The 22827-nt window shown below is 65.9% G+C and carries 19 protein-coding genes; 14 read left to right on the forward strand and 5 right to left on the reverse strand.

The annotated features are described in order from the left end of the window. Window positions 1–16 precede the first annotated feature (16 nt). Window positions 17–1363 carry a type VI secretion system baseplate subunit TssK gene (gene tssK, locus P8T11_RS24005; protein WP_268079703.1) on the reverse strand — a complete coding sequence of 449 codons (1347 nt, stop codon included), beginning with the start codon at window positions 1361–1363 and terminating at the stop codon, window positions 17–19. Window positions 1364–1427: 64 nt separating this feature from the next. Beyond that, window positions 1428–2045 (reverse strand): type VI secretion system lipoprotein TssJ, encoded by a 618-nt coding sequence (tssJ, locus tag P8T11_RS24010; RefSeq protein WP_268079702.1) that lies wholly within the window; start codon window positions 2043–2045, stop codon window positions 1428–1430. A gap of 156 nt (window positions 2046–2201) precedes the next feature. On the opposite strand from tssJ, the gene P8T11_RS24015 reads away from it, so the two are divergent. The 14 genes from P8T11_RS24015 to P8T11_RS24080 all read left to right on the forward strand — a co-directional run bounded on the left by P8T11_RS24015 (window position 2202) and on the right by P8T11_RS24080 (window position 20473). Further along, the gene (locus tag P8T11_RS24015) at window positions 2202–2945 is read left to right on the forward strand and encodes a hypothetical protein (RefSeq protein ID WP_268079701.1); all 744 of its coding nucleotides are present in this window, start codon (window positions 2202–2204) and stop codon (window positions 2943–2945) included. A gap of 72 nt (window positions 2946–3017) precedes the next feature. Further along, a complete protein-coding gene (tssB, locus tag P8T11_RS24020; RefSeq protein WP_006226593.1) occupies window positions 3018–3533 on the forward strand; it encodes a type VI secretion system contractile sheath small subunit in 516 nt (171 codons plus the stop codon). Continuing rightward, window positions 3526–5022, forward strand: coding sequence for a type VI secretion system contractile sheath large subunit (tssC, locus tag P8T11_RS24025; RefSeq protein ID WP_268079700.1), 1497 nt, complete (start codon window positions 3526–3528; stop codon window positions 5020–5022). The genes tssB and tssC overlap by 8 nt, the downstream gene beginning before the upstream one ends. 45 nt (window positions 5023–5067) lie before the next feature. Continuing rightward, on the forward strand, window positions 5068–5571 hold the full coding sequence (locus tag P8T11_RS24030) for an Hcp family type VI secretion system effector (protein ID WP_006226591.1): 504 nt from the start codon (window positions 5068–5070) through the stop codon (window positions 5569–5571). 67 nt (window positions 5572–5638) lie between these two features. Continuing rightward, on the forward strand, window positions 5639–6124 hold the full coding sequence (tssE, locus tag P8T11_RS24035; protein WP_268079699.1) for a type VI secretion system baseplate subunit TssE: 486 nt from the start codon (window positions 5639–5641) through the stop codon (window positions 6122–6124). 52 nt (window positions 6125–6176) lie between these two features. Next, window positions 6177–8015 carry a type VI secretion system baseplate subunit TssF gene (tssF, locus tag P8T11_RS24040; protein WP_268079698.1) on the forward strand — a complete coding sequence of 613 codons (1839 nt, stop codon included), beginning with the start codon at window positions 6177–6179 and terminating at the stop codon, window positions 8013–8015. After that, a complete protein-coding gene (gene tssG / locus P8T11_RS24045; protein ID WP_268079697.1) occupies window positions 7979–9070 on the forward strand; it encodes a type VI secretion system baseplate subunit TssG in 1092 nt (363 codons plus the stop codon). Before tssF ends, tssG begins: the two co-directional genes overlap by 37 nt. 22 nt (window positions 9071–9092) lie before the next feature. Then, window positions 9093–11810: a type VI secretion system ATPase TssH gene (tssH, locus tag P8T11_RS24050; RefSeq protein ID WP_268079696.1), complete on the forward strand. Its 2718-nt coding sequence runs from the start codon at window positions 9093–9095 to the stop codon at window positions 11808–11810. A gap of 16 nt (window positions 11811–11826) precedes the next feature. After that, a complete protein-coding gene (locus P8T11_RS24055; protein ID WP_268079695.1) occupies window positions 11827–14526 on the forward strand; it encodes a type VI secretion system Vgr family protein in 2700 nt (899 codons plus the stop codon). Next, window positions 14523–15560 (forward strand): DUF4123 domain-containing protein, encoded by a 1038-nt coding sequence (locus tag P8T11_RS24060; RefSeq protein WP_268079694.1) that lies wholly within the window; start codon window positions 14523–14525, stop codon window positions 15558–15560. Before P8T11_RS24055 ends, P8T11_RS24060 begins: the two co-directional genes overlap by 4 nt. After that, entirely contained in the window at window positions 15557–18706 is a 3150-nt protein-coding gene (locus tag P8T11_RS24065) for a T6SS effector BTH_I2691 family protein (RefSeq protein ID WP_268079693.1), read from the forward strand. Before P8T11_RS24060 ends, P8T11_RS24065 begins: the two co-directional genes overlap by 4 nt. Before the next feature lie 12 nt (window positions 18707–18718). Next, window positions 18719–19327, forward strand: a complete 609-nt coding sequence (locus tag P8T11_RS24070; protein ID WP_268079692.1) for a hypothetical protein — start codon at window positions 18719–18721, stop codon at window positions 19325–19327. A 162-nt stretch (window positions 19328–19489) separates the two neighbouring features. Then, window positions 19490–20137, forward strand: coding sequence for an OmpA family protein (locus tag P8T11_RS24075; protein ID WP_268079691.1), 648 nt, complete (start codon window positions 19490–19492; stop codon window positions 20135–20137). A 9-nt stretch (window positions 20138–20146) separates the two neighbouring features. Further along, window positions 20147–20473, forward strand: a complete 327-nt coding sequence (locus tag P8T11_RS24080; protein WP_050447524.1) for a 4a-hydroxytetrahydrobiopterin dehydratase — start codon at window positions 20147–20149, stop codon at window positions 20471–20473. On the opposite strand, the gene P8T11_RS24085 is transcribed toward P8T11_RS24080, so the two are convergent. The 3 genes from P8T11_RS24085 to P8T11_RS24095 are packed head-to-tail and all read right to left on the reverse strand — an operon-like array spanning window position 20470 to window position 22789. After that, window positions 20470–20919 carry a MarR family winged helix-turn-helix transcriptional regulator gene (locus P8T11_RS24085; RefSeq protein WP_268079690.1) on the reverse strand — a complete coding sequence of 150 codons (450 nt, stop codon included), beginning with the start codon at window positions 20917–20919 and terminating at the stop codon, window positions 20470–20472. The genes P8T11_RS24080 and P8T11_RS24085 overlap by 4 nt on opposite strands. Next, window positions 20916–21143: a hypothetical protein gene (locus tag P8T11_RS24090; RefSeq protein ID WP_050447522.1), complete on the reverse strand. Its 228-nt coding sequence runs from the start codon at window positions 21141–21143 to the stop codon at window positions 20916–20918. Before P8T11_RS24090 ends, P8T11_RS24085 begins: the two co-directional genes overlap by 4 nt. After that, on the reverse strand, window positions 21140–22789 hold the full coding sequence (locus P8T11_RS24095) for an FAD-dependent monooxygenase (RefSeq protein ID WP_268079689.1): 1650 nt from the start codon (window positions 22787–22789) through the stop codon (window positions 21140–21142). Before P8T11_RS24095 ends, P8T11_RS24090 begins: the two co-directional genes overlap by 4 nt. Window positions 22790–22827 lie beyond the last annotated feature (38 nt).

Genomic DNA, 22827 nt, shown 5'->3' on the forward strand with positions numbered 1-22827 from the left:
GGCGATGTCGTTCCTGTCAGCGGGTAACTGCGATCAAATCCAGCTTGAGTTCGGGAATGCCGGTGGGGGCATAGATGGCGATGCTGCGCGCTTGCAGCATGCGGTCGTAAAGCGAGCCGCGCGTTTGCAGCGCGAAGTACACCGCGCCGGGCTTCACGGGCACGGCGGGCGGCACTTGCGGCGTATAGGTCAGCGGCACGCCGGGCATGGCGGACAGCACCAGCTTGTCGACGTCTTCCGGCGCGCCCACCTTGAAGCGCATGGGCACGCTTTCTGAAAGCTCGCGTGCGGGCATCGCGGCTTGTACCGACAGGTAGAGCGAAGTCGTTTCGTCGAGCTTGTCGGAATCCAGCCGACCCATGTGGAACGACGGCCGCAGCTCTTCCAGCACGATAGAGAAGTAGCGCGTCGAGATCACCGTTTCCAGCAGGTCGCGCAGAATCTCGTCCATGCGCGCGAACGCCGGGCCGGGGGCGTCGTGGCGATACACCGGCAGGTCGGCCAGCGTATGTACCTTCGAGAACGTCATCAAGGCGCCCGCCAGCCGCGCCAGTTCCTGGAACAGGCGTTCGGGATGCAGTTGCGGGTGATGGAACAGGTGCGACAGCGTGGCGTAGGCTTCGTTGGCGGTGTGCAGCAGCCAGAAGGAAGCCACGTCGCCCGAGCGGAATTCAATGATGTTCTTGCTGGGTTCGCGATGAAAGCCGTATAGCGCGTTGACCTTGGCCTGTAGCGCGTCCAGCAGGCGGCGCAGCTGTTCGTGCAGCGCGCCCGAGGCCGTCAGCGACAAGCTGGGCGCGATGAACGAGGTGTCCAGTTCGTAGCCGGCGCTGGCCGTGCGGCGCACGCGCGCCACCGGAATCGCCAGCAGTTCGTCGCGCGGCTCGAATTCGGAAATCAGCCGCACGTCTTTGCGCAGGTAGGTCAGTTCGGCGGTGGTGGCGCCGGTGTACAGGTCGGGCGCGGGGGCGTTGTCGTGCGTGTAGCGGGTGTCGAAGCTGGCTGCCGCCTGGCCGTCGCGGTAGTTGCCGCCGATGGCCTTGAGCGGATGGATGGCCAGATAGAACACCGCCTCGCTCACGCCATCCAGCGCGGTCAGCGCAACGGGTGGGGGCAGCTCGTCGCCGTGCGGCGCGTTGTAGAGCTCGCCGTCGGGAAACACGGCCGTCATTTCCACGGCGCGCAACATGCCGTTGGCCAGCGCCGAGGCATCGAAACGCGCCGAGCGCAGGCCCCAGGCATAGGGATGCAGCGCGCGGGCCATCTCGGCCAAGCGGTCTTCGTGATACGCATCCTGCCGCTGGAAATGCTGCGGGCGGAGGAACAAGCCCTCACCCCAGAGGACTTTGGCTGAATAACTCAAGTGACGCTCCTTCTTGTATTGCTATCTCTATATATATAGAAGGCGGGCAGTCGCGCGGTGCGCGTCAACCGGGACACTGCACGCCGGAAAGGCGAGACGGGTCGTAGGTTGGTATGCCCGCCGGCAACGTGGGTGTGCCAGTGGCGACTGTCAGCGCGCAGGCGTGCGCGCCCAGGACAATGCCACTGTCTTCAACGTCGTCGACTTTGAATACGTACTTCCAACGCATCGGCGCCGGCGCATAGAACAGCCCCGCGACCGCGATGTATTCCGCCTGCTTGGGGACTTTTTCCACGGTCTCGACACGCTGTCCCGGCGTGAGCGTGAGCTCGCGCGAACCCAGCACCGTTTCCCCCAGCGCGGTTTTCTCTTGCGCAGTGTCTATCAATTGCGTGAGCGGCGCACGTTGGAATTGCTCAGGATTCTTCAGGTAGTATATTTTTGTAACTACCGCCGTCGCTTGTCCGCTGCCGGCGTTCAAATTTTCTCCGGCGTGCACCGTCAATTTCACTTCCACGGGCGCGTTTTCCTGCTTTTTCAAGCCCGCCATCTCCATCGCATTCCCGGTCAAACCCGCCACCGCGCCGATGGCCGAAACGGCCGCACATCCAGTAATGGCGGTGCTTGCGAGCGTGCAGGCGGCCACTGCGAACAAACGTGATAAATGGATATGTTTGGACATGGCCCTTTATACCGGAAGTGTGTGAAGCAATACAGATGACTGCACGATGCGTGCAATTTCGACGCGCGTAACATGAAGACACGCGCTGTAGCGCTGTACTAACAAAAGGTTGATGAAATACGGCCCCTAGTTACAACCTTGCTAGGTGCTTAAAAAATGCCCTTTCCCCGCCTCGTCGTTGTCGCCGGCCTTATCGCTTTGATGGCCGGTTGTGCGTCGGTAAAACCGCAGTCGGAAGCGGAATACAAGCAGTCCATGGCCGCAGCGGAAAAGACGCTGGAGCAGAAGGGCGCGGACCAGGCCGTCGCGCAGTTTGAAGAGATTGCCCAGCGCAATCCGGCCAAGGGCGAGCCCTGGTCCTACATTGCGAAGATCCGTTTTGACGAACAGAAATATGGCCAGGCCATTGTTGCGGCCGATGAAACCCTAAGCCGCGACCCGCAGGATTTCGTGGCCAAGACCGTGCGTGCGGTAGGCGGCTTGCGCGTGGCGATGCAGTCGCTGGCTGATCTGCGCGCCGATGCGCTGCTGGCCGGCAATGCGCGTGCGGATGCCGTGGCGCTGGCCGCCGCCATGCGCGAAACGCTGGGGCAGGACGTGCTGTTTCCCGAAGGCCGTCGCCCGCCGCCGCGTCGCCAACAACAGCGCAAGGTAGAACCCGCCGCGCCCGCTGCCACCGCGCCTGCGGCTAGTGGCGCAGCGCCGGCTGCCGCAGCGCCGGCTGCCGCAGCGTCGGCTGCCGCAGCGTCGGCTGCCGCAGCGTCGGCTGCTTCGGCACCTGCTTCGGCCGCGCCTGCCGCAGCACCCACCGCAACCCCCGCCGCGCCCAAACCCGCTAATCCACCCGCCCCGCAGCCCAATCGCGCGCCGAATCCGTTCGGCGATCTGCTCACCAAGTAATTCGCCTCAGCGTGCGCCGCGGTCCGCGGCGCGCGCTGACCGACAGACAAGATCCTTTGCACGGAGCCTTCCATGGCCAAGAAAGAAAGCGTTCAGAAACGACTGCAGAAAGTCCGCCCGCCGCGTGTTCAGTTGACCTACGACGTGGAGAAGGGCGACGCCATCGAACAGAAGGAGCTTCCGTTCGTGGTCGGCGTGGTGGGTGACTTCAGCGCGCAATCCGAAGCCGAACTGCCGCGTTTGAAAGACCGCAAGTTCGTCAACATCGACGTCGATAATTTTGACGACGTGATGCGCGGGCTGGAGCCGCGCGCGGCGTACCGCGTCAAGAACAGCCTGACCGAAGAAGGCGGCACGTTTGGTGTCGACCTGAAGTTCCGTTCCATCGAGGATTTTCGTCCGGAAGCCGTGGTGCAGCAGGTGGACCCGCTGCGCGAACTGCTGGACATCCGCACCAAGCTGGCCGACCTGCGCAACAAGCTTGCCGGCAACGACAAGCTTGAAGACCTGCTGGGCGAAGTGCTGACCAGCACGGAAAAACTGCAACAGTTGACCAGCGAGACCGACAAGGGAGGCCGCAATGAGTAATTCCGCCGCCGCACAGAACGCCACCGCCGCCGCATCGGCCGACGCCCAGAGCGGCCTGCTGGACCAGATTGTCGAGCAGAGCCGCGTGGCCAAGTCTACCGCCGAGCACGACCGCGCCAAGGACATCATTGGCGAACTGGTGCGCGAAGTCATGAAGGGCACCGTGGTCGTCTCCGACAACCTGTCGGCCATGCTGGACGCCCGCGTGGCCGAGCTTGACCGCCTGATCTCGTCGCAACTCAGCGAAGTGATGCACGCGCCCGAATTCCAGAAGCTGGAAAGCACCTGGCGCGGCCTGCACTATCTGTGCCAAGAGACCGACACCAGCCCGATGCTGAAGATCAAGGTGCTGAACACCACCAAGCGCGATCTGGTTCGCGACTTCCAGACTGCGATCGACTTTGATCAAAGTCTGATGTTCAAGAAGGTCTACGAAGAAGAGTTCGGCACCTTCGGCGGCGCGCCGTTCGGCGCCTTGCTGGGCAACTTTGAAATCACGCGCCAGCCCGAAGACATGTACTTCATCGAGCAGATGTCGCACGTCGCAGCGGCGTCGCACGCGCCGTTCATCGCGTCGGCATCGCCGGAATTGCTGGGGCTGGACAGCTTTGCCGACCTGGGCCGCCCGCGCGACCTGGCCAAGGTGTTCGACACGGTGGAATACACCAAGTGGCGCAGCTTCCGCGATTCGGAAGACTCGCGCTACGTCGGTCTGACCATGCCGCGCTTCCTGGGCCGCCTGCCCTATGACCCGGTGGAAGGCACCACGGTTGAAGGCTTCAACTTCGTGGAAGACGTGGACGGCACCGACCATTCCAAGTACCTGTGGTGCAACGCCGCGTGGGCCTTCGGCGCCCGCCTGACGGCTGCGTTCGCGGACTTCGGCTGGTGCGCGGCGATCCGTGGCGTGGAAGGCGGCGGCCTGGTTGAAAACCTGCCCACCCACACGTTCAAGACGGACGACGGCGAAATCGCGCTGAAGTGCCCGACCGAAATCGCCATCACCGACCGTCGTGAAAAGGAACTGAGCGACCAGGGTCTGATCCCGCTGGTGCATTGCAAGAACTCGGACTACGCGGCCTTCTTCGGCGCCCAATCGGTGCAGAAGGCCAAGAAATACAACACGGACAGCGCGAACGCCAACGCGGTGTTGTCGGCGCAGCTGCAATACATCTTCTCGGTGTCACGCGTGGCGCACTACCTGAAGGCGATGATGCGCGACAAGATCGGCAGCTTCGCGTCGGCGCAGTCCGTAGAGAGTTTCCTGAATCGCTGGGTCTCGCAGTACGTGCTGCTGGACGACAACGCGACGCAGGAACAAAAGGCGCAGTTCCCGCTGCGCGAAGCTTCGGTGCAGGTGGCCGAGGTGCCTGGACGTCCAGGCGTCTTCCGGGCCGTGGCGTTTTTGCGGCCGCATTTCCAGCTTGACGAACTCTCGATCTCGTTGCGCCTGGTTGCCGAATTGCCGGCCCAGGCTCAGAAATCCTGATCGTCGTTGCACTGACAACTCATCCATTCAAAGAGGTTTACAACAATGAAGGACATCTACGTCAAGTTCGGCAATCCGGCGCTGAAGGGCGAATCGCAAGACAAGGATCACCCGGATTGGATCGAAGTCAGCTCGTGGCGTCACGAAATCATCCAGCCGCGTTCCGCGACGGCGTCGACCTCGGGTGGCCATACCGCCGAACGCACCGAACATGGCGAAATGGTCTTCACCAAGGACCTGGATGTCGTCAGCCCGCTGCTGTATCAGCACGCCTCGGGCGGTACCACGTTCGATGAGGTCACCATCGATTTCCTGCGCGCCGACGGCGAAGGCAACCGCGTCAAGTACCTGGAAATCAAGCTCAAGTACGTGATCATCGCGCGCGTGGCGCCCGAAGTGGTGGCCGAAGGTCTGCCGCACGAGTCGTTCTCGTTGAAGTACGCCGCCGTGCAGTGGAAGTACACGCAGCAGAAGGTGGGCGGCAACCAGGGTGGTAACGCCCAGGGCGCCTGGAGCCTGACCAAGAACGACAAGACCTACTCGGTCTGATCGCGGCCCCGCAGGCAGAAGACCGCGGCCCGAGCCGGGTCGCCGTCTTTTTTTGTTTGAGGCCCCGATGAAAGGATTCGAACCGAGTCTGTTCGACAAGCTGTTCGAAGGCGAGGGCCAATCGCCCTACGCGCTTCGGCGCCTGTCGATCGAGGAAATGAAGGAAACGGTGGCGCGCGACATCGAGGCGCTGCTGAACACCCGCATGGTGTTCTCCGAGGAAGACCTGCGGCGCTACCCGAACTGCCAGCGCTCGTTGCTGACGTATGGGCTGTCGGACTTCTCGGGGCTCAGCCTGGCCAGCCACTACGACCGCGAATTCATCTGCCGCTCGCTGGAGCAGGCCATCGCGCGGCACGAACCGCGACTGACCCATGTGCGCGTGATGCTGCAGGTGGACAGCCGGGCGACTTCGGTGCTGGTTTTCGCGATCACGGCCATGCTGGACGTGGGCCCCGCCCACGAACCCGTGACCTTCGACGCGACCTTGCAGCCGTCGACCTTGCAGTACTCCGTGAGCCGCGGCTGGGCCAAGAGCCCCGCCACGGTCTGAAGAATAAATTTGTCGTGCGGATACACCTTGCGCGCTGGAAGGAAAGACAACAATGGAAGAATTGCTGCCTTATTACGAGCGCGAATTGGGATTCTTGCGGACCTCGTCGCGCGACTTCGCCGAGCGCTATCCGAAGATTGCCGCGCGCCTGGGCCTGTCGGGCGAAACCTGCGAAGACCCGCACGTTGAACGCATGATCGAATCGTTCGCCTTGTTGAGCGCTCGCATCAACAAGAAGCTGGACGATGACTACCCCGAATTCACCGAAGCGCTGTTCGAGGTGATGTACCCGCATTACTTGCGGCCGTTTCCGTCATGCAGCGTGGCGCAGTTTGACCTGGGCGGCGCGGGCGCGCAGTTGTCCGCGGCGGTGCGCATCGCGCGCGGCACCGAGCTGAAATCGCATCCGGTGCGCGGCGTGTCGTGCCGCTTTCGTACCGCCTACGACGTGACGCTGGCGCCCATCGAGGTCTTGCGCGCGGGGTTTTTCTCTAGCGCCAATGCACCGGCCACGGCCAAGCTGCCGGCCGGCGTCACGGGCCGCTTCACCGTCACGCTGGGCTGCCAGGGTGAGAACCAGCATTTCGGCATGCGGGGGCTGGACAAACTGCGCGTGTACTTGCACGGCGAGCCCTCGTTCGTGGCGGCGCTGCGCGATGCCTTGTTCCTGCGCACGGCGGCGGCCTATGTTGAGCTGCAACCCGGCCGCTGGGATCGGTTGCCCGCGATTCCGCTGGCCCAGGTGGGCTTGGCGGAAGAAGACGCGCTGATTGATTTTCCGGCCAGCTCGCACCCTGCGTATCGCCTGCTGGCCGAGTACTTTGTTTTTTCCGAGAAGTTCAACTTCGTTGATATCGACCTGGCCGCGCTGCGCCCCTACCTGGGTACCGTGCGCCAGTTCACGCTGCATCTGGCGGTGGCGGGCCTGCGCGCTGATTCCAATACGGCGCGCCTCTTGGAATCCATCACGGCCGACAACCTGCGGCTGGGCTGCACGCCAGTGGTGAACCTGTTCGCGCAGCGCGCCGACCCCATCCGGGTAACGCACGCATCGGCTTCGTACCCGGTGGTGGCGGATGCGCGGCGCGCCTATGGCTACGAGGTTTATTCCATCGACCGCGTGCGCCAGGTGCGGCAGAACGCCCAGGGCGACGCGGTGGTGGACTTCCGCCCCTTCTATTCGCTGCACCACGGCGAATCGCCGGAAGCCGCCGGGCACTATTGGACGATGCGCCGCGATGCCGCGATGGCGCAGCGCAGCCCTGGTTATGAAACCGAGATCTCGATCGTGGATATCGATTTTGATCCGTCGATTCCGCAAACCGAAACACTGAGCCTGGACCTGACCTGCACCAACCGCGACCTGCCGTCGCAGATTGCGGTGGGGCAGTCGGGCGGCGACCTGTTCCTGGAAGGCGGCACCGTGGCCCGCGCCATCCGCATGTTGCGCCGTCCCACCCACACCCATCGCTTTCAACAGGGGCGCGCGGCGCACTGGCGCCTGATCTCGCATCTGGCGCTGAATCATTTGTCGCTGGTGCAAAGCGGCTTGCCCGCCTTGAAAGAAACGCTGCGCCTGTACGACCTGTCGGGCTCGGCGGTGGCCGCGCGCCAGATCGAAGGCCTGGTCGGCCTGGACTACAAGCCGGCCACGCACTGGATGCCGGGCGAACCCTTCGCCACTTTCGTGCGCGGCATTGAAATCCGGCTCACGGTCAACGAAGACCACTTCGTGGGCACCAGCCTGCACACCTTCGTGGCCGTCATCAACCGCTTCTTCGGCCTGTATGTGCACGCCAACAGCTTCGTGCAGTTGGTGGTGCTGTCGCGCCGAGGCGCAGAGGAATTACTACGATGCCCCCCATGCAACGGCGACGCCATACTAGCGTGATGGACGCGCTGCTGGCAGAGCCGCAGCGCTTCAAGTTTTTCCAGGCGGTGCGTCTGCTGGAGCAGTGCTTTGCGCGGCAGGAACGCGGCGGCACGCGCCATACGGTGCCGGTGCATTTGCGGTTTCCGAATTCGCCCGGGCTGGGATTTCCGCCCAGCGAAATCGTGGACGCCGTGGCCTATGACAAGAACGGCGAGGTGCTGGCCGATGAAGCGTCGCGCCAGGCGGCGGTGGCCGAAGGGCGGCTGGGCCGCGTGGACCTGACGCCGGCGTTCTTCGGATTGCTGGGCGCACAGGGCGCGTTGCCGCTGCACTATTCCGAAATGCTGGCCAACCGCGAAAGCCTGCGTCGCGACCGTGGCGCCCGCGCCTTCTTCGATATTTTTTCGAACCGGGCCGCCGCGCTGTTCTACGCGGCCTGGAAGAAGTACCGCATGCCCTTGCGGCATGAAGCCGAGCAAGACCACCACTACCTGCCGCTGCTGCTGGCGCTGGGCGGCATCGGCCATCCGGCGCTGCGCGACCGGCTGCACAACGGCGCCGGCCGCATCTTTGACGAGTCAGTGGCGCACTACGCGGCCGCCGCACGGCAACGGCCGGTATCTGCCCCTTTCTTGCAGCGCGTGTTGCAGGACTACTTTGGGGTGCCCTTGCGCGTCGAGCAGTTCGTGGGCCGTTGGTATGACGTGCCCCCGCAGAATCGTACGCAGTTGGGGCAGCCGGGCGCGGTGCTGGGGGTGTCGGCGCTGGCGGGTGACCGCATCTGGCAGCGGGACCTGCGCATCCGCTTGTGGATCGGCCCCTTGTCGCGCCAGGCCTTTGCCGATTTCCTGCCGGGCGGCGAACGCGCCCAGGCGCTGGAAAAGCTGCTGACGATGTTTGGCGGCATGACCTTTGAATACGAAGTGCGGTTGGTCCTGGCGCGCGACGCCATCGGCCCCAGCCGCCTGGGCGAAGGCGGCGATGTGCGGCTGGGCTGGAATTCATTTCTGACCACGGAACCCGCCACGGCCGACCGCGACGACGCCAGCTACGAACTCCACACGATCCACTGATCCACAGACCAAGAACAAACTCATGGCCACACCGCTGAAGACCTTGATTGGGAAGTTGAACCAAACCTGCCGCCAGGCCGCCGAGCGCGCCGCCAGCCTGTGCATGGCGCAAGGCCATTACGAGGTGGACCTGGAACACCTGTTCCTGGCGTTGCTGGAAAAGCCCGCCAGCGACGTGAGCATCATCGCGCGGCGTTGCCACATCCACACCGATGCGCTGGAAGCGGACCTGAAGGCGGAAATCGGCCGCTTCAAGAATGGCAACACGCGCACCCCGGTGTTCTCCGCGCATCTGCCCAAGCTGTTCGAGCATGCCTGGCTGATTGCTTCGCTGGACACGCAGACGACGCGCATCCGCTCGGGGCACCTGCTGCTGGCCTTGCTGACCGAGCCGGACCTGGCGCAGTTGGCGCGCCGGGGCTCGCCGTTGTTCGAATCGTTCCGCCTGGATGCCTTGAAGCATGACTTCGCCGCGCTGACGGAAGGCTCGGAAGAGGCGGGGCAGGCGGTGGGCTTTGCCGATGGCGCGCCGCCGCAGGGGGATGACGGCCAGCCCGCGCCCGCCTTGTCGCCGTCGCCCGCGCTGGACCAGTACACGGCAAACCTGACCGAGCGCGCGCGCGACGGCAAGATCGACCCGGTGATCGGACGCGATGCCGAGATTCGCCAGATAATCGACATCCTGACGCGGCGGCGGCAGAACAACCCCATCCTGACCGGCGAGGCCGGCGTGGGCAAAACCGCCGTGGTGGAAGGCCTGGCGCTGCGCATCGTGGCGGGCGACGTGCCGCCCGCGCTGGCTGACGTCACGCTGCGCGTGCTGGACATGGGTCTGTTGCAGGCGGGCGCCAGCGTCAAGGGTGAATTCGAAAACCGGCTGAAGAACGTGATCGACGAGGTGAAGAAAAGCCCGTCGCCCATCATCCTGTTCATCGATGAAGCCCACACCATGATCGGGGCGGGCGGGCAAGCGGGCCAGAACGATGCCGCCAACCTGCTCAAGCCGGCGTTGGCGCGCGGCGAACTGCGCACCATCGCCGCCACCACCTGGAGCGAATACAAGAAGTACTTTGAAAAAGACGCGGCATTGGCCCGGCGCTTTCAGGTCGTCAAGGTGGAAGAGCCCGACGAAGCGCTGGCCGCCTCCATGCTGCGCGGCATGGCGCCGCTGATGGAGCGGCATTTTGGCGTGCGTATTCTGGACGAGGCCATCAGCGCGGCCGCCCGCTTGTCGCACCGCTATATCACCGGGCGGCAGTTGCCGGACAAGGCGGTCAGCGTGTTGGATACGGCCTGCGCCAGAGTGGCGTTGGGGCGTAGCGCCACGCCCGCGCTGATTGACGACGCGCGCCATCGCCTGACGCGCTTGCGAACCGAACAGGCGGCGCTGCGCCGCGAAGCCGCCACCGGTGCGCCGCAAGCGCGTTTGACGGAACTGGATGCCGAGATCGCCTCGGTGGAAAAGACCTTGGCGGACGCGGAAGCGCGTCACGTGGCGGAGACGAGCCTGGTGGAACGGATCCATGCGTTGCGCGCCGAGCTGGAAGCGCAGGGGCAGGATGCGTCGGCCGCGGATACCGATGCCGCCGCCGCGTCAACCCCAAAAGCCACGACGTCGCGCCGCAAGGCCGCAAAGCCCGCCTTGACGCCGGAACAGCAGCGCCTGTCCGGTCTGATGGATGAACTGCGCACACTGCAAGGCGAACAGCCGCTGGTGCCCGCCTGCGTGGATGGGCAGATCGTGGCGGAGATCATATCGGCCTGGACCGGTATTCCCTTGGGCCGCATGGTCAACGACGAGATCCGCACCGTGCTGCAATTGCAGCCCATGCTGGCCGAGCGCGTGATCGGCCAGGACCACGCGCTGCACGCCATTGCGCAACGGGTGCGTACGGCGCGTGCCGGCCTGGAAGACCCGGACAAGCCCAAGGGGGTGTTCCTGTTCGTGGGGCCGTCGGGCGTGGGCAAGACCGAGACGGCGCTGGCCCTGGCCGACATTCTGTACGGCGGCGAACGCAAGCTGATCACCATCAACATGAGCGAGTACCAGGAAGCGCACAGCATCTCGGGCTTGAAGGGCTCGCCGCCGGGCTACGTGGGGTATGGCGAAGGCGGCGTGCTGACCGAAGCCGTGCGGCGCCAGCCCTACAGCGTGGTGCTGCTGGATGAAATTGAAAAAGCCCACCCGGACGTGCTGGAAATGTTCTTCCAGGTGTTCGACAAGGGCGTGATGGACGATGCCGAAGGCCGCGAGATCGACTTCCGCAACACGCTCATCATCCTGACGTCCAACGTGGGGTCCAGCACGATCATGCAGGCCTGCCTGAACAAGCCTGCCGAAGAGCGCCCATCGCCGGAACAGTTGTCGGAACTGCTGGCGCCGCAGTTGTACAAGGCGTTCAAGCCCGCGTTCCTGGGGCGCATGAAGACCATTCCCTACTTCCCGGTGGATGACGACGCGCTGGCACACATCATCGGCTTGAAGCTGAGCCGCATCGCGCGCCGCGTTCAGGCCACGCACCGCGCGGTGTTCGAGTGGGATGACGCGCTGGTGGAAGCCGTGCTGGCGCGCTGCACCGAGGTTGACACCGGGGCGCGCAACGTGGACCACATTCTTAACGGATCGCTGCTGCCCGAGATTGCCGAGCAGGTGCTTGGCCGCATGGCGCAGGGCGAAGCCATCGCCAAGATCCGCGTGGGCGCGGGCAAGAATGGCGATTTTCGTTTTCGCATGAGCTGAGCCGGGAGACGTCGACATGGCCCTCGAACTTGCCGCCGCCAGCCTGTTGGGAGCCGGCTTCACGCAGGCCGATCGCCTGCTCGACCTGAGCACGCCGTTGGGCCCGGACAAGCTGCTGGCCGAACGGCTGCACGCCACCGAGCAGTTGAGCGATGGCGGCTACACCTTGCACGTGGATGCGCTGTCCGATGACGCGCACATCCCGCTGAAGGCGCTGATCGGCCAACCGCTGCAGGTTGCCATGCAGACGGCCTTGGGCCGCGATGAACCCCGAGTGTGGTGCGGGCTGGTGTCCGAGGCGCGCTTCGAAGGCGCCAACGGTGGCTTTGCGCGCTATCGGCTGCGCATCGAGCCGTGGCTGGCGCTGCTGCGCCAGCGGCGCGACAGCTTCGCCTTTCAGGACCTGTCCGTGATCGACATCGTTGACCGCGTCTTTGGCGACTACAACGGGCAGGGCGCGGTGGCGCCGCAATGGCGTTGGGAACTGAAGGACCGCGACAGCTACGCCACGCGCAGCCTGACCATCCAGTACCGCGAAACCGACTACGCCTTCGTTGAACGGCTGCTTGCCGAAGAGGGCCTCTTTTATTGGGTGGAACACGAAGCAGGCGACGGCGAACCCGGCACCCATACGGTGGTCATCGCCGACCACAACGGCGCCTTCAAGAGCGGCGCGCAACCCAGCGTGAAGTTCCAACGCGCGGATGCCACCGAAACCGAGGACACCATCCAGGGCTGGCGCAAGCGGCGCGCCTGGCGCACGAACGCGGTACGTATCGCCAGTTGGGACTATCGCGCCATGCAGGCCCGCCAGGCCAGCGCGCAGGTCGATGACAAGATGCCGAACACGCTGGAATTGGCTGACTCGGACTATCCCGGCCAATACCTGTTTGAAGACGGTGGGCAGGGCGAGCGCCTGGCCCACAATGCGCTGGCTGCCCAGCGCGTGCGGCAGTCTTTGTATGAAGGCGAGGGCACGGTGCGCACCTTGGCGCCGGGCCAACGCTTTACCCTGACCGGCCATTGGGCGCCGTCGCAAGGCGAGGGCGGCGATTTCGTGGTGATGCGCATGCAGCACGAGGCACGCAACAACTTCGATGAAGACCTGGGGCGGGCCGTGGCGCAGGCGCTGGGCGCCGCCGGCACGCAAGAGGACGACGGCGCGGAGTTCTATCGCAACCGGTTCGAGGCGATTGCCGCCACGCTGGAATACCGGCCCAGCACGCGCGACGGCCACGGGGCGCGGCTGCATCCGCGGCCCACGGTGCACGGCGCCCAGACCGCGCTGGTGGTGGGCGCGAACGACCCCGTCCACACCGACCGCGACCACCGCGTGAAGATCCAGTTTCATTGGCAGCGCGGCAGCGCGTCCAGCAATCGGCAGGCGCATCCCGCCGGGGATGACAACGCGCCCGCCTCGGACGCGCTGGGCACCTGGGTGCGCGTGGCAGAGCCGGTGGCCGGATCGGATTGGGGCGGGCACTTCATCCCGCGCCTGGGCCAGGAGGTGCTGGTGCAGTTTTTGCATGGCGATATCGACCGCCCGGTGGTGGTGGGTGCCTTGTACAACGGCGCGGGCACGGAGAATGCCGCCAATAATCAGGTGCAGGGTGGGGCGGCCAAGGCCACCGGCAACGCGCCGGCCTGGTTCGCGGGTACGCAGGACGGGCACGCGCACAATGTGGTGATGTCGGGCTTCAAGACGCAGGCCCTGGGTGAAAGCGGCCGGGGCATGGGCGGCTACAACCAACTGGTGCAGGACGATACGCCGGGCCAGTCGCGCCTGACCGCATCGACCACGCAGGCCGAGGCGCGGTTGAACCTGGGCCACCTGAAGCAGCAGCGCGATAACGAACGCTTGTCCGACCTGGGCCATGGCGCGGAACTGGCGACCAGCGAAGCGCTGGCGTTGCGCGCGGGCGAGGGCTTGCTGATCAGCGCCGACAAGCGCGAGGGCGCGACAGGCGGCCTGCTGGACAGCGAAGAAGCCATCCAGCAAATGGAAAAGGCCAGCGAGCAAGCGGTCGAGCTATCCGCGTCGGCGGGCCGCCAGGAGGCGGGTTTGCCCGGCGACAAGGACAAGACGCAAGCGGTCAACGAGCTGGAGACCGTGCGCAAAGTAATGGAAGGCATGAAGCTTGAGGAAGACACCCAAGTGCCCGCCTACACGCTGCCGCACATTCAGGTCAGCGCGCCCAAGGGCATCGGCCAGTACACGCCGCACAACGCCTACACCGTGGCGGGCGCGACCTTGTGCCAGGTGGCCCCGGACGTGAACTGGGCGGCCGGCGCGAACCTGGCCGTCTGCGTCGCGCAAGGCGTGGTGCTGTTCACCAAGGGCCTGGGCGGCAACGGACGCGCGGTGGCCGAGCAAGGCATCCGCTTGCACGCGGCGGGCGGCAAGCTGCGCTTGCAGAGCCAGAAGGCGCGCATGCGCCTGGCCGCCGAAAAGGCGGTGACGCTGGTGTCGGCGCAGGGCGCGGTGGACGTGAACGCATCCAAGAAGGTCTTGGCCACGGCGGCGGGCGCTTACCTGCGCGTCGAAGGCGGCGGCATCCAGTTGCACGCGCCGGGCAAGGTGGAGTTGAAGGCGGGCGTGCATAGCTGGGTCGGGCCGCAAAGCGGCTCGGGGCCGGCGCAGCCGCCGCAGGGCGATTTGGAAGGCTGCGCCGCGGCGCTGGAAGATGCAGCCGGCAGCGGGGCGTTAGCGGCATGAGGATAGACCCGGCATACCCGACCCATCCGACGCATCCGGTGCATCCGGCGCTCCCGAAGGATCCGGTACTCCCGAAGGATGCGGCCCACGCGCAGGCCCAGGCGGTTGCGGGCCCCACGCCAGGGCCGGCGCGCGCGGAGGCTGCCGTCGAAGCGGCCATTGCCGGCATGCGCGCGGTGCTGGACGCGCGCGCCAGCCGCCGCGTGCTGCTGCTGTGCGACTCCACGCTGGCCGACCCCTTGGCTGACGAGATCGCCACGGCGGGCCTGGCGCGGCGCGCGGTGGACCTGATATCGCAGGGCGCATCCGCGCCGCCCTTGTATCTGGCCGAAGTGCCCGACGAGATCCGGTATGAAAGGCTGGTCAATGCCAGCATCCGGCTGGCGGTGGACGAAGCCATGCGCCCCGCGCCGGCGGTCAAGCGTGCACGGTCGATGTCGGCGTGGCTGGCCACCGACCTGCCGCTGGCGGAAGTGGCCCAGCGCCTTGTTCTGCGCGCGCGGCTGCGCGACGCACAGGGGCGCATGCGCATCCTGCGCTTCTGGGATCCGCGCACGACCCAGTTTCAAAGCGAGCTGTACGCGGGCTGTGTGCCGGCTACGTGGATCGCGGGCGCGGCGTGGATGTGCATTGACGGCTTTGCACGCTGGCAGGCGCTGCCGGACACGCCCGGCCCGATGCAGACGGCCACGCCGGACTGGCCACGTCTGGCGCGCCTGGGCCAGGTGAACGCGGTGCTGCAACGGCTGAACGCGGGCGGGCTGGACTACGGCCTGTCGGCGCTGGAGCCGATACGCCGCGCGCTGGATGTGGCCAGCGCCAGCGGCATCAACGACGAGGAAGACGCGGCGCTGTTCGCGGCCTGGCGCGTGCGCCTGGATGCACCGCTGGAACGCGCGCCGTCGTTTGCCGCGCTGCTGCGCGAGATTCAGGAAGAGGGTGGCCGCTTGCGCAACGCGGCCGAAGACATGGATGACGAGGATTGGCGGTTGTTTGCGCGGCAGGCGCAGGCACGGGAGGATCGACAAGCATGACGACTGACTACGACGCGCTTCCCTGCAAGGGCAAGTTTTGCGGCCGGCCGGGTTTGCCGATCCTGCCGATGCGGGTGGCGTATGTGCCGGGCGGCCGGAACGATCTGCCCGACGGCGTGTACGCGGACGCCGAACTGCATTACGAAACCATGCGCCAGGGCGCCTACATGCTGCGCGCCATCACGGCGGGCTATGTGTACGTGTGGGACCCGCGCCGCAGCTACGGGTGGCGCGCCTTCGCGGCCACCGCCACGGGCCAGATGAAGGAAGTGCCGGTGGACGACGATAACCGTCCGTCGGAGCAACCCACGTTTACCTGCACGCGGGAAGGCCATGGTCTGGAATCGGCCTTGATCAACGTCGAGGCGCCAGCCAATGCGTCGCGCTCGGTGTGGGTCGGCTATTCGCGCGTGTGGTGGACCCGTGACATCCGTCGCGAACTGACGCGCAACGACCGTTGGCGCGGCAAGATCATGGTTGAACTGGACGCGCGCGCCGTCTGGGGCGGCGGGCATCCCAAGCCGGATACGGGCTACCGCGTGGCGGAAGACGGCACCAACCTGGCCACGCATTCCATCGAATTCCGCGATGCCGCCGGCGCCGCCACCCTGTTCAACAACACCTTGAGCCCGGGCGTGACCACCTTCGGCGGCAAGGCCGCCGAGATGGCGACCAAGATGCGGCAGATGACGCCCAAGGGCGGCGTGGTGCTGGCGCTGCGCGATCCGGTGGGCATGCTGGCGGACATTTCGACGTGGCGCAACAAGCGCATGGGCGAATTGGCCGAGCACCACATGGACCCGACCCGGCTGCGCGAAGTGGGCGTGGCGCAGATCATCGTGGGCCTGGAAAAGCAGATGGACTCATCGGGCGATGAGATCCGGCGGATGCACGAACGCATCAACATGAGCAAGGTCACCAAGACCATCAGCGACAACCGCGCCAGCGTCGACCGCATGAAGGACCTGATCGAAGGGGCGGGCAGGGACTGGGCCTGGTGGTATGGCCGCGACGCGTTCTGGATGACGCTGAAGGCGTATTCGCCCAATGACGCCGTGGCGGGCCAGCGGCTGGAGGAAGACCTTGCTCTTTGCGTGGACGGCGCGGGCGCGGTGCAGGGCGAACACCAGGCCATTGATGAGTCCTTGAAGGAAGACGACAAGGACGGGCTGTACGAAGCGATCTGGCGCGGGCTGGCCTCGAACGATGGCGAACTGCTGGCCTTCCTGCAAAAGGAGGCGCGCGGCAAGCTGTCCAAGCAGATCTCCAACGTGCGCAAGATGGTCAGGAGCTACAACGACTGGCTGAAGGAGCGTCAGGCGCGTGGCTTGCCGACGCCAACCCGGGCGGCCACGACCGTGATCGGCCGCTTCATGGCAACCCAACTGCTGCGGCTGACGCTGGCACGCGACCCGATCGCGGAACGGGTTGCCGCGCGCGTGTCGATGACGATGGCGGCGCGCATGAACAGCGTGCTGGTGGTGCGCAGCCACACGACCACGGTGCCGCGCATGATCGCGGACATGCACGAGATCATCTGGGAGCCGAACAATCGATCCATGGCGATTACCGCGGGCGGCGGCGTCAGCGCGACGCAGCACATGAACGCCGGGTGGATCGGCACGCAATCCGAGGCGTCGCGATCGGTCACGATCAACTACGTGATTCCAGAGGAAGTGGATGCGCAGATGAATGCCGCGTCGACGAATGCCGGATCCACGGCGCGCCCACGGCCGGGGGCAAGCGCATCGCCGCCCTTGGGCTTGCCCGCGCCGCCGCCGGTGCTGGCCTTGCCGGCGCCGACCATGTCGCCCTTGGCCGGGCTGATCAAGTACGCCAAGTCGCGCGATGCCTCCTACGCGGGCGCGACGGGTGTGATGGCGCTGGTGGCGATCTACACATCGGTGTCGGAGCTGAACGCGGCGCAAGCCGTCGCGGATGCAAAGCGGGAGCGCAAGGCCTGGTTCGGCATCACCACCGGCGTGCTGGGGGTGGGCAGTGTGGCGATCGAAGTCACCACGGGCGCGATCGGCGCGCGCGTGGGCGCGAACACCGCGTTCACGATGAACCTGCGGCTGAATCTGCGACTGGCCACCTTCCGCACGGCGGGCGCGGTGTTCGCCACGGCCGCGACCTTCGTGGACAGCGCCAACAACGCGCTCAACGCCAAGGACCAGTACGACGTGCACAACTACGAAGCGGGCGGCGCCTATGCAACGTCGTCCGCCTTCCTGTTGATGTCCAGCCTGACCGGGGTGGCCACGGCCGTCATCGCGGTGGGCGGCGCGTTCAGCACGGCGGGCGTGGCGGCGGGCGCGGGCGGCTTCGGCGGCGCGATGGTGGGCCTGACCAGCGGCGGCACGGTGTTGCTGGGCATTCCCGTATGGGGCTGGATCGCGCTGGGGCTGTGCCTGCTGGTGGCTGGCCTGTACTTCAAGTTCTGGGGCGACAGCGCCACCGAAAGCGAGCTCGAGGTCTGGTATACGCGCTGCTGCATGCGGGCTGAGGAGTTCGAAGGCGTGGAAGGCCGCGAAATGTACGCGACGCGCGAGGACGAGCTGGACGACTTCAATCGCGCGGTGTTCGGCGTGCGTGTGTCGCTGCAATGGTATGGCTTCTGGAGCGGCGAGGTACTGGGCCGCGACCGGCTGGTGCTGGAAGTGGTCATGCCCGGCTATACCCAAAGCAGCGACTATGCCTACAGCCTCAAGCTGGGCGGCGCGGGCGTTACCGCCGTGGTGTCCAGCAAGGGCTCGGTGCGCGCGCAGGACCCGGAGCTGCAGCCGCGCGCCCCGTCGCAGGCGCAGATGGTGGCTGGCCGGCCCGACCCCAGGACGTGGATGGACAAAGCGGACGACTATGTGAACAGCCTGAGTTCGCGCCCAGGATGGGCCGACATCTGGCGCTGGGTACGCAAGGACCGCAGCCAGCCCATCGAATTCACCAGCAAGCCGTGGGAAGATTCGGTCCAGTTCCAAGTTCATAATGGCTACGCGGTGTTGCGCACCGAGGTCCTGGTCGATGACGATATCTTCACCGAAGCGTTTCTCAAGGTGGAATTCTGGCCGGACCCGGAACGCATGCCGGAAGTGCGCTCGCTGCCGGTGGGTGGCAACGGCACCAATCTTGTAAGAGTGGAAAATTGACAGGGTCCAAGCATGAATAGCAACGAAGGCATCCAGGCGGCCGTGTATACGCGCTGGCATCAACTGTCGGTGCCCCTGGCCTTTGCCTTGGCGGCCGGCAGCTTCATGCTGGTGGTGTTCAACCGGGGGCCGATCGTGCTGGCCATCGTGCTGGCGGTGCTGGGCCTGCTGGTGCCGCCGCTGGTGGCGTTCAAGGGCTTTCCCACGCGCAATGCGGTCAAGGTCACGCCAGATGGCCTGGAGTTTTCACGGCGCGCGCCGATTGCCTTTGCCGACCTGAAAAGCTGGGGCACGGACGACTACCTGAAACTGATCCGCCCGGGCCTGCCCACGCTGCTGGTCAGCGCGGTGGACCTGCCCAGCCGCGAACGCTTGCTGCGCGACTTCGAACAGGCGCTGAACGCCTGGCAACAGCGCCAGCCCGCCGGCACCGAGCCCGCGCGCCGCACCCATTTCTATGGTTCCACCGGCGGCCGGCTGGTGGGGGCGCTCATCACCGGGCTGGGCGTCGCGGCGGCGGCAATGGCGCTGAACATGCGCGAGCCGTCGATCTCGCTGGCCGTCGTGGGCGGCCTGGGCGCGTTGTTCGGCTTGGCGATGCTGGTCGGCAGACGGGGCTGATACGCCGCGGGGCGTGGCGCTGCGTGGCGTGCCTCCGCGGGCTGAACCCAGGGGGCGTGCCGGCCGCTGCCAGTACAAAATGTTGCGGGTCGCGCCGCATGCCCTTGCTAGCATGGACTACGCCGGAATGACCCGGCGCATGCAGGAATCGTGGAGGTTGCCATGAACTCAAGAACAATGCTCAACCGGATGGCGGTGGTGGCGGCGGCGGGGGCCTTGCTGGCCGGTTGCGCCACGCAACAGCAAACCAATACTGCCGTGGGAACGGGCGCGGGGGCGGCGGTGGGCGCCGGCATCGGCGCGCTGATCGGACACGGCAAGGGCGCGGCCATCGGCGCCGGCATCGGCGCCGTGGCGGGTGGCCTGGTGGGTTACAACTGGAAGGTCGTCAAGGAAGACGTACAGCAATCGGGCGCATCGTCCTTGGGCATCGACGTCGTCGAAATGCCCGATGGCAGCCTGAAGGTCAACATCCCCAGCGGCGTGTCGTTCGACACGGACAAGACGCAGTTGAAGCCGGCCTTGCTGCCCGTGCTGGACAGCGTGGGGCGCTCACTGAATCAGCATCCCGAATTGCGCGCCAAGGTGGTTGGCCACACCGACAGCACCGGTTCGCTGGCGCATAACCAGACACTGTCGGTCAACCGCGCCAAGAGCGTGACGGACTACCTGGCCAAGCAGGGCGTGGCCGCGGGCCGCATGAGCACGGAAGGGCGCGGTCCGAACGATCCCATCGGCGACAATGCCACCGCCGAAGGGCGCGCGCTGAACCGGCGCGTGGAAATCTATCTGTACGCTGTCAAGCAATAAGGCCTTGCCATGAGCATGCTTCCCCCCGCCCGTATCGGCACCGATACCGCCGTGGCCGCCCTGACCGGTTGGCAGGCCGTGGCCATGCGCGACGCGATTGAAAAACGCTTCCGTTTTCCGAATTTCAATGCCGCATTCGGGTTCATGGCGCGCGTGGCCATGTTCGCGGAAAAGCTGAACCATCATCCAGAATGGACCAACGTCTACAACCGGGTGGACGTGACGCTGACCACGCATGACGCGGGCGGGGTGACCGAGCTGGATGTGCGCATGGCGCAGTTCATGGACGAAGCGGCTGCGCAGATGGGCGCCACGGCGCCGAAGTCCGACGCCTAGCGGTCGTTTTCCTGGGTTTGCAGATGCTCGATCAGGCGGTCGAGCATCTCTCCCAGCACTTGCTGTTCGCTGGCGTCCAGGCAGCCGAAGATCTCTTCATTGCGCTGCGCAATCAGGTCGATGATGCGCTGGTATTGCGCCGTGCCCGCCTGGGTAGGCGTCAGCACCACGCCGCGCCCGTCGGACGTGGACAGCGCCTTTTCAACCAGCCCGCGATCCACCAGCGCCTGCGCCGACCGGCTGGCCTGCCCCTTGTTCAGATTCGCCGCGCGCGCCAGGTCGTTGACGGACAGCGGCGCGTAGCGCCCGATTGCGGCCAGGCAGCGCGCTTCACCCAGGGGGATGCCGCAGTCTTCCAGATAGGCACGATTCGTGTCCCGGTCCGTGATCTTGTTGAGCACGTGCAGGCGATACGTCAGGAATCGTTCCAGGGCAGGCGGTTTCACGTTGGGCGGGCAGGAGTGGTGGCGGGATAGTTTGCCACAGCGGCTTCGCCCTGGCAGGCGCTTTCGGCTTCAGCCAGCAGCGCCAGCGCCGTGGCAGCGTCTGGCTGCCGGCTTAGTAGCGACAAGCCCAGTATCGATAGAAACAACGGCGCCTGGGATTCCCCCACGCGCGTCAGCGTCTGCGCCATGCGGGTGTAGACCTGGTCAAGTTCGTCGTTGTTCATGCTTGGCCTTCCTGTGTGGTGGACTGGGCGATCAAGGGATAATAGGGCGCCAGGGCGGCGCGCAGTTGGGCGGCTTGTGGCGCGGCTTGTGGCGCGGCTTGTGGTGCGACCCAGCGGCCCAGCACATAGCCGTCGGGGCGTATCAGGATGACGGTGCCTTCGGCGGCGGCGTAGCGCTCGCGCAACTGGCCGTGGGCATCTTCCAGACCGCCATCGCCAGTGCGCAGGACGCGTAATGGGTGGGGGGCGTCTTGCGTATCGGCCACCAGGGCGTCCAGTTCGCGCGCCAGCGATGCCGAGGGCGACACCGCCAGCATGACGAAACCACGGCCGAAGCTCTCGCTGACATAGCAGGGCTTGCCGCCGTCATGCAGGCGCGCGTCGGGCGCGGGCTGGCCGGGGGCGGCGGCGGGGCCGGCCTGCGGCGCGCCGTCGGTCAGGTTCAGTGGCGAACCGTCGTAGGAAATGGGAGCGGATTGGCGCGGGTTGATCAGCGAGCGTACGGTGTCATCCACCAGCGCCAGGCGCAGCGCGGCTTCGCGCATCAGGCGAAAGCCGAAGTCGGGCGGCGCCATGAATTCGGTGCTCTTGGCGCCATAGGCCAGGTTCTGGCGGGTAGCGTGGACGCGCTCGGTGCTGTAGCTGTCCAGCAGGCTGTCGGGCGCTTGGCCTTTCAACACCCAGGCGAGTTTCCACGCCAGGTTGCCGGCGTCGTCCAGGCCGGAATTCAAGCCACGCACGCCGAAGATCGGCACCAGGTGGCCGGCGTCTCCGGCGAACAGCACGCGCCCGTGGCGGTACTGGTTCAGCGTCAGGCATTTGGCGTTGTAGACCGAGATCCATAACGGCTTCCATGGCGCGGTTTCGCCGATCATGTCCAGATGGCTTTGCACGCGCGGCAGCACGTTTTCAGGTTTGACGGCTTCTTCGGGGTCTTCGTCGTCGCGGATCTGGTAGTCAACCCGCCAGACGTTGCCGGGCTGCCGGTGCATCAGCAGGGTCGAGCCGGGGTTGGACGGCGGGTCGAACCAGGCCAGGCGTTCCACGGGGCGGCTGGATGCCTGTTCGATGTCGACGATGACGTAGCGGCCTTCGTACTGCATGCCTTCGAGCTTCAGCCCCATGGCTTCGCGCACGGTGCTGCGTCCACCGTCGCAGGCAATCAGCCAGTCGGCGCGCACGGTCTGGCGTTGACCGTCGGCGTCGATGTCGACAGTGACACCGTCCGCGTCGGCGCGCAGACCGGCCACGCGGGCCGACCATTGCAAGGCCGCCAGGTCCGGGTGGCGCTGCATGGCCTGATGGGCGTATTCCTCGATTGAGTACTGCTGGATGTTGACCATCGGCGCGTAGCGTTGCAGCGGGTCGTGCGGCATTTCGAAGTGCAGCACTTCGCGGTCGCGGTAATAGCTGCGGCCGCCGGTCCAGGGCAGCCCGGTGGCCACCAGTGGCTTGTCCGCGCCGGCCCACGCCATGATCTCCTGCGAGCGGCGCGAAATACAGATGGCGCGGCTGCCGCTGCAATAGTCGTCATCAGCCTCCACGGTGAGGGACGCAATGCCGTATTCGGCCAGCAGGGCGGCCAAGGTCAGCCCGACGGGGCCTCCGCCGGCAATCAGAACGGGTACGTGCGAGGGGAGCGGCATCTTGTCTCCGGTATTTGGTTGTTTGCGCAACTATATGC

It is taken from the genome of Achromobacter spanius, assembly GCF_029637605.1.
In the GTDB taxonomy this organism is placed as follows: domain Bacteria; phylum Pseudomonadota; class Gammaproteobacteria; order Burkholderiales; family Burkholderiaceae_B; genus Achromobacter; species Achromobacter spanius_E.

Bases quoted from the DNA above. Each gene is read 5' to 3' on its own strand.
- tssJ (WP_268079702.1), bottom strand. From the start codon at position 2,045: ATGTCCAAACATATCCATTTATCACGTTTGTTCGCAGTGGCCGCCTGC.
- P8T11_RS24015 (WP_268079701.1), top strand. From the start codon at position 2,202: ATGCCCTTTCCCCGCCTCGTCGTTGTCGCCGGCCTTATCGCTTTGATG.
- tssB (WP_006226593.1), top strand. From the start codon at position 3,018: ATGGCCAAGAAAGAAAGCGTTCAGAAACGACTGCAGAAAGTCCGCCCG.
- tssC (WP_268079700.1), top strand. From the start codon at position 3,526: ATGAGTAATTCCGCCGCCGCACAGAACGCCACCGCCGCCGCATCGGCC.
- P8T11_RS24030 (WP_006226591.1), top strand. From the start codon at position 5,068: ATGAAGGACATCTACGTCAAGTTCGGCAATCCGGCGCTGAAGGGCGAA.
- tssE (WP_268079699.1), top strand. From the start codon at position 5,639: ATGAAAGGATTCGAACCGAGTCTGTTCGACAAGCTGTTCGAAGGCGAG.
- tssF (WP_268079698.1), top strand. From the start codon at position 6,177: ATGGAAGAATTGCTGCCTTATTACGAGCGCGAATTGGGATTCTTGCGG.
- tssG (WP_268079697.1), top strand. From the start codon at position 7,979: ATGCCCCCCATGCAACGGCGACGCCATACTAGCGTGATGGACGCGCTG.
- tssH (WP_268079696.1), top strand. From the start codon at position 9,093: ATGGCCACACCGCTGAAGACCTTGATTGGGAAGTTGAACCAAACCTGC.
- P8T11_RS24055 (WP_268079695.1), top strand. From the start codon at position 11,827: ATGGCCCTCGAACTTGCCGCCGCCAGCCTGTTGGGAGCCGGCTTCACG.
- P8T11_RS24060 (WP_268079694.1), top strand. From the start codon at position 14,523: ATGAGGATAGACCCGGCATACCCGACCCATCCGACGCATCCGGTGCAT.
- P8T11_RS24065 (WP_268079693.1), top strand. From the start codon at position 15,557: ATGACGACTGACTACGACGCGCTTCCCTGCAAGGGCAAGTTTTGCGGC.
- P8T11_RS24070 (WP_268079692.1), top strand. From the start codon at position 18,719: ATGAATAGCAACGAAGGCATCCAGGCGGCCGTGTATACGCGCTGGCAT.
- P8T11_RS24075 (WP_268079691.1), top strand. From the start codon at position 19,490: ATGAACTCAAGAACAATGCTCAACCGGATGGCGGTGGTGGCGGCGGCG.
- P8T11_RS24080 (WP_050447524.1), top strand. From the start codon at position 20,147: ATGAGCATGCTTCCCCCCGCCCGTATCGGCACCGATACCGCCGTGGCC.
- P8T11_RS24090 (WP_050447522.1), bottom strand. From the start codon at position 21,143: ATGAACAACGACGAACTTGACCAGGTCTACACCCGCATGGCGCAGACG.
- P8T11_RS24095 (WP_268079689.1), bottom strand. From the start codon at position 22,789: ATGCCGCTCCCCTCGCACGTACCCGTTCTGATTGCCGGCGGAGGCCCC.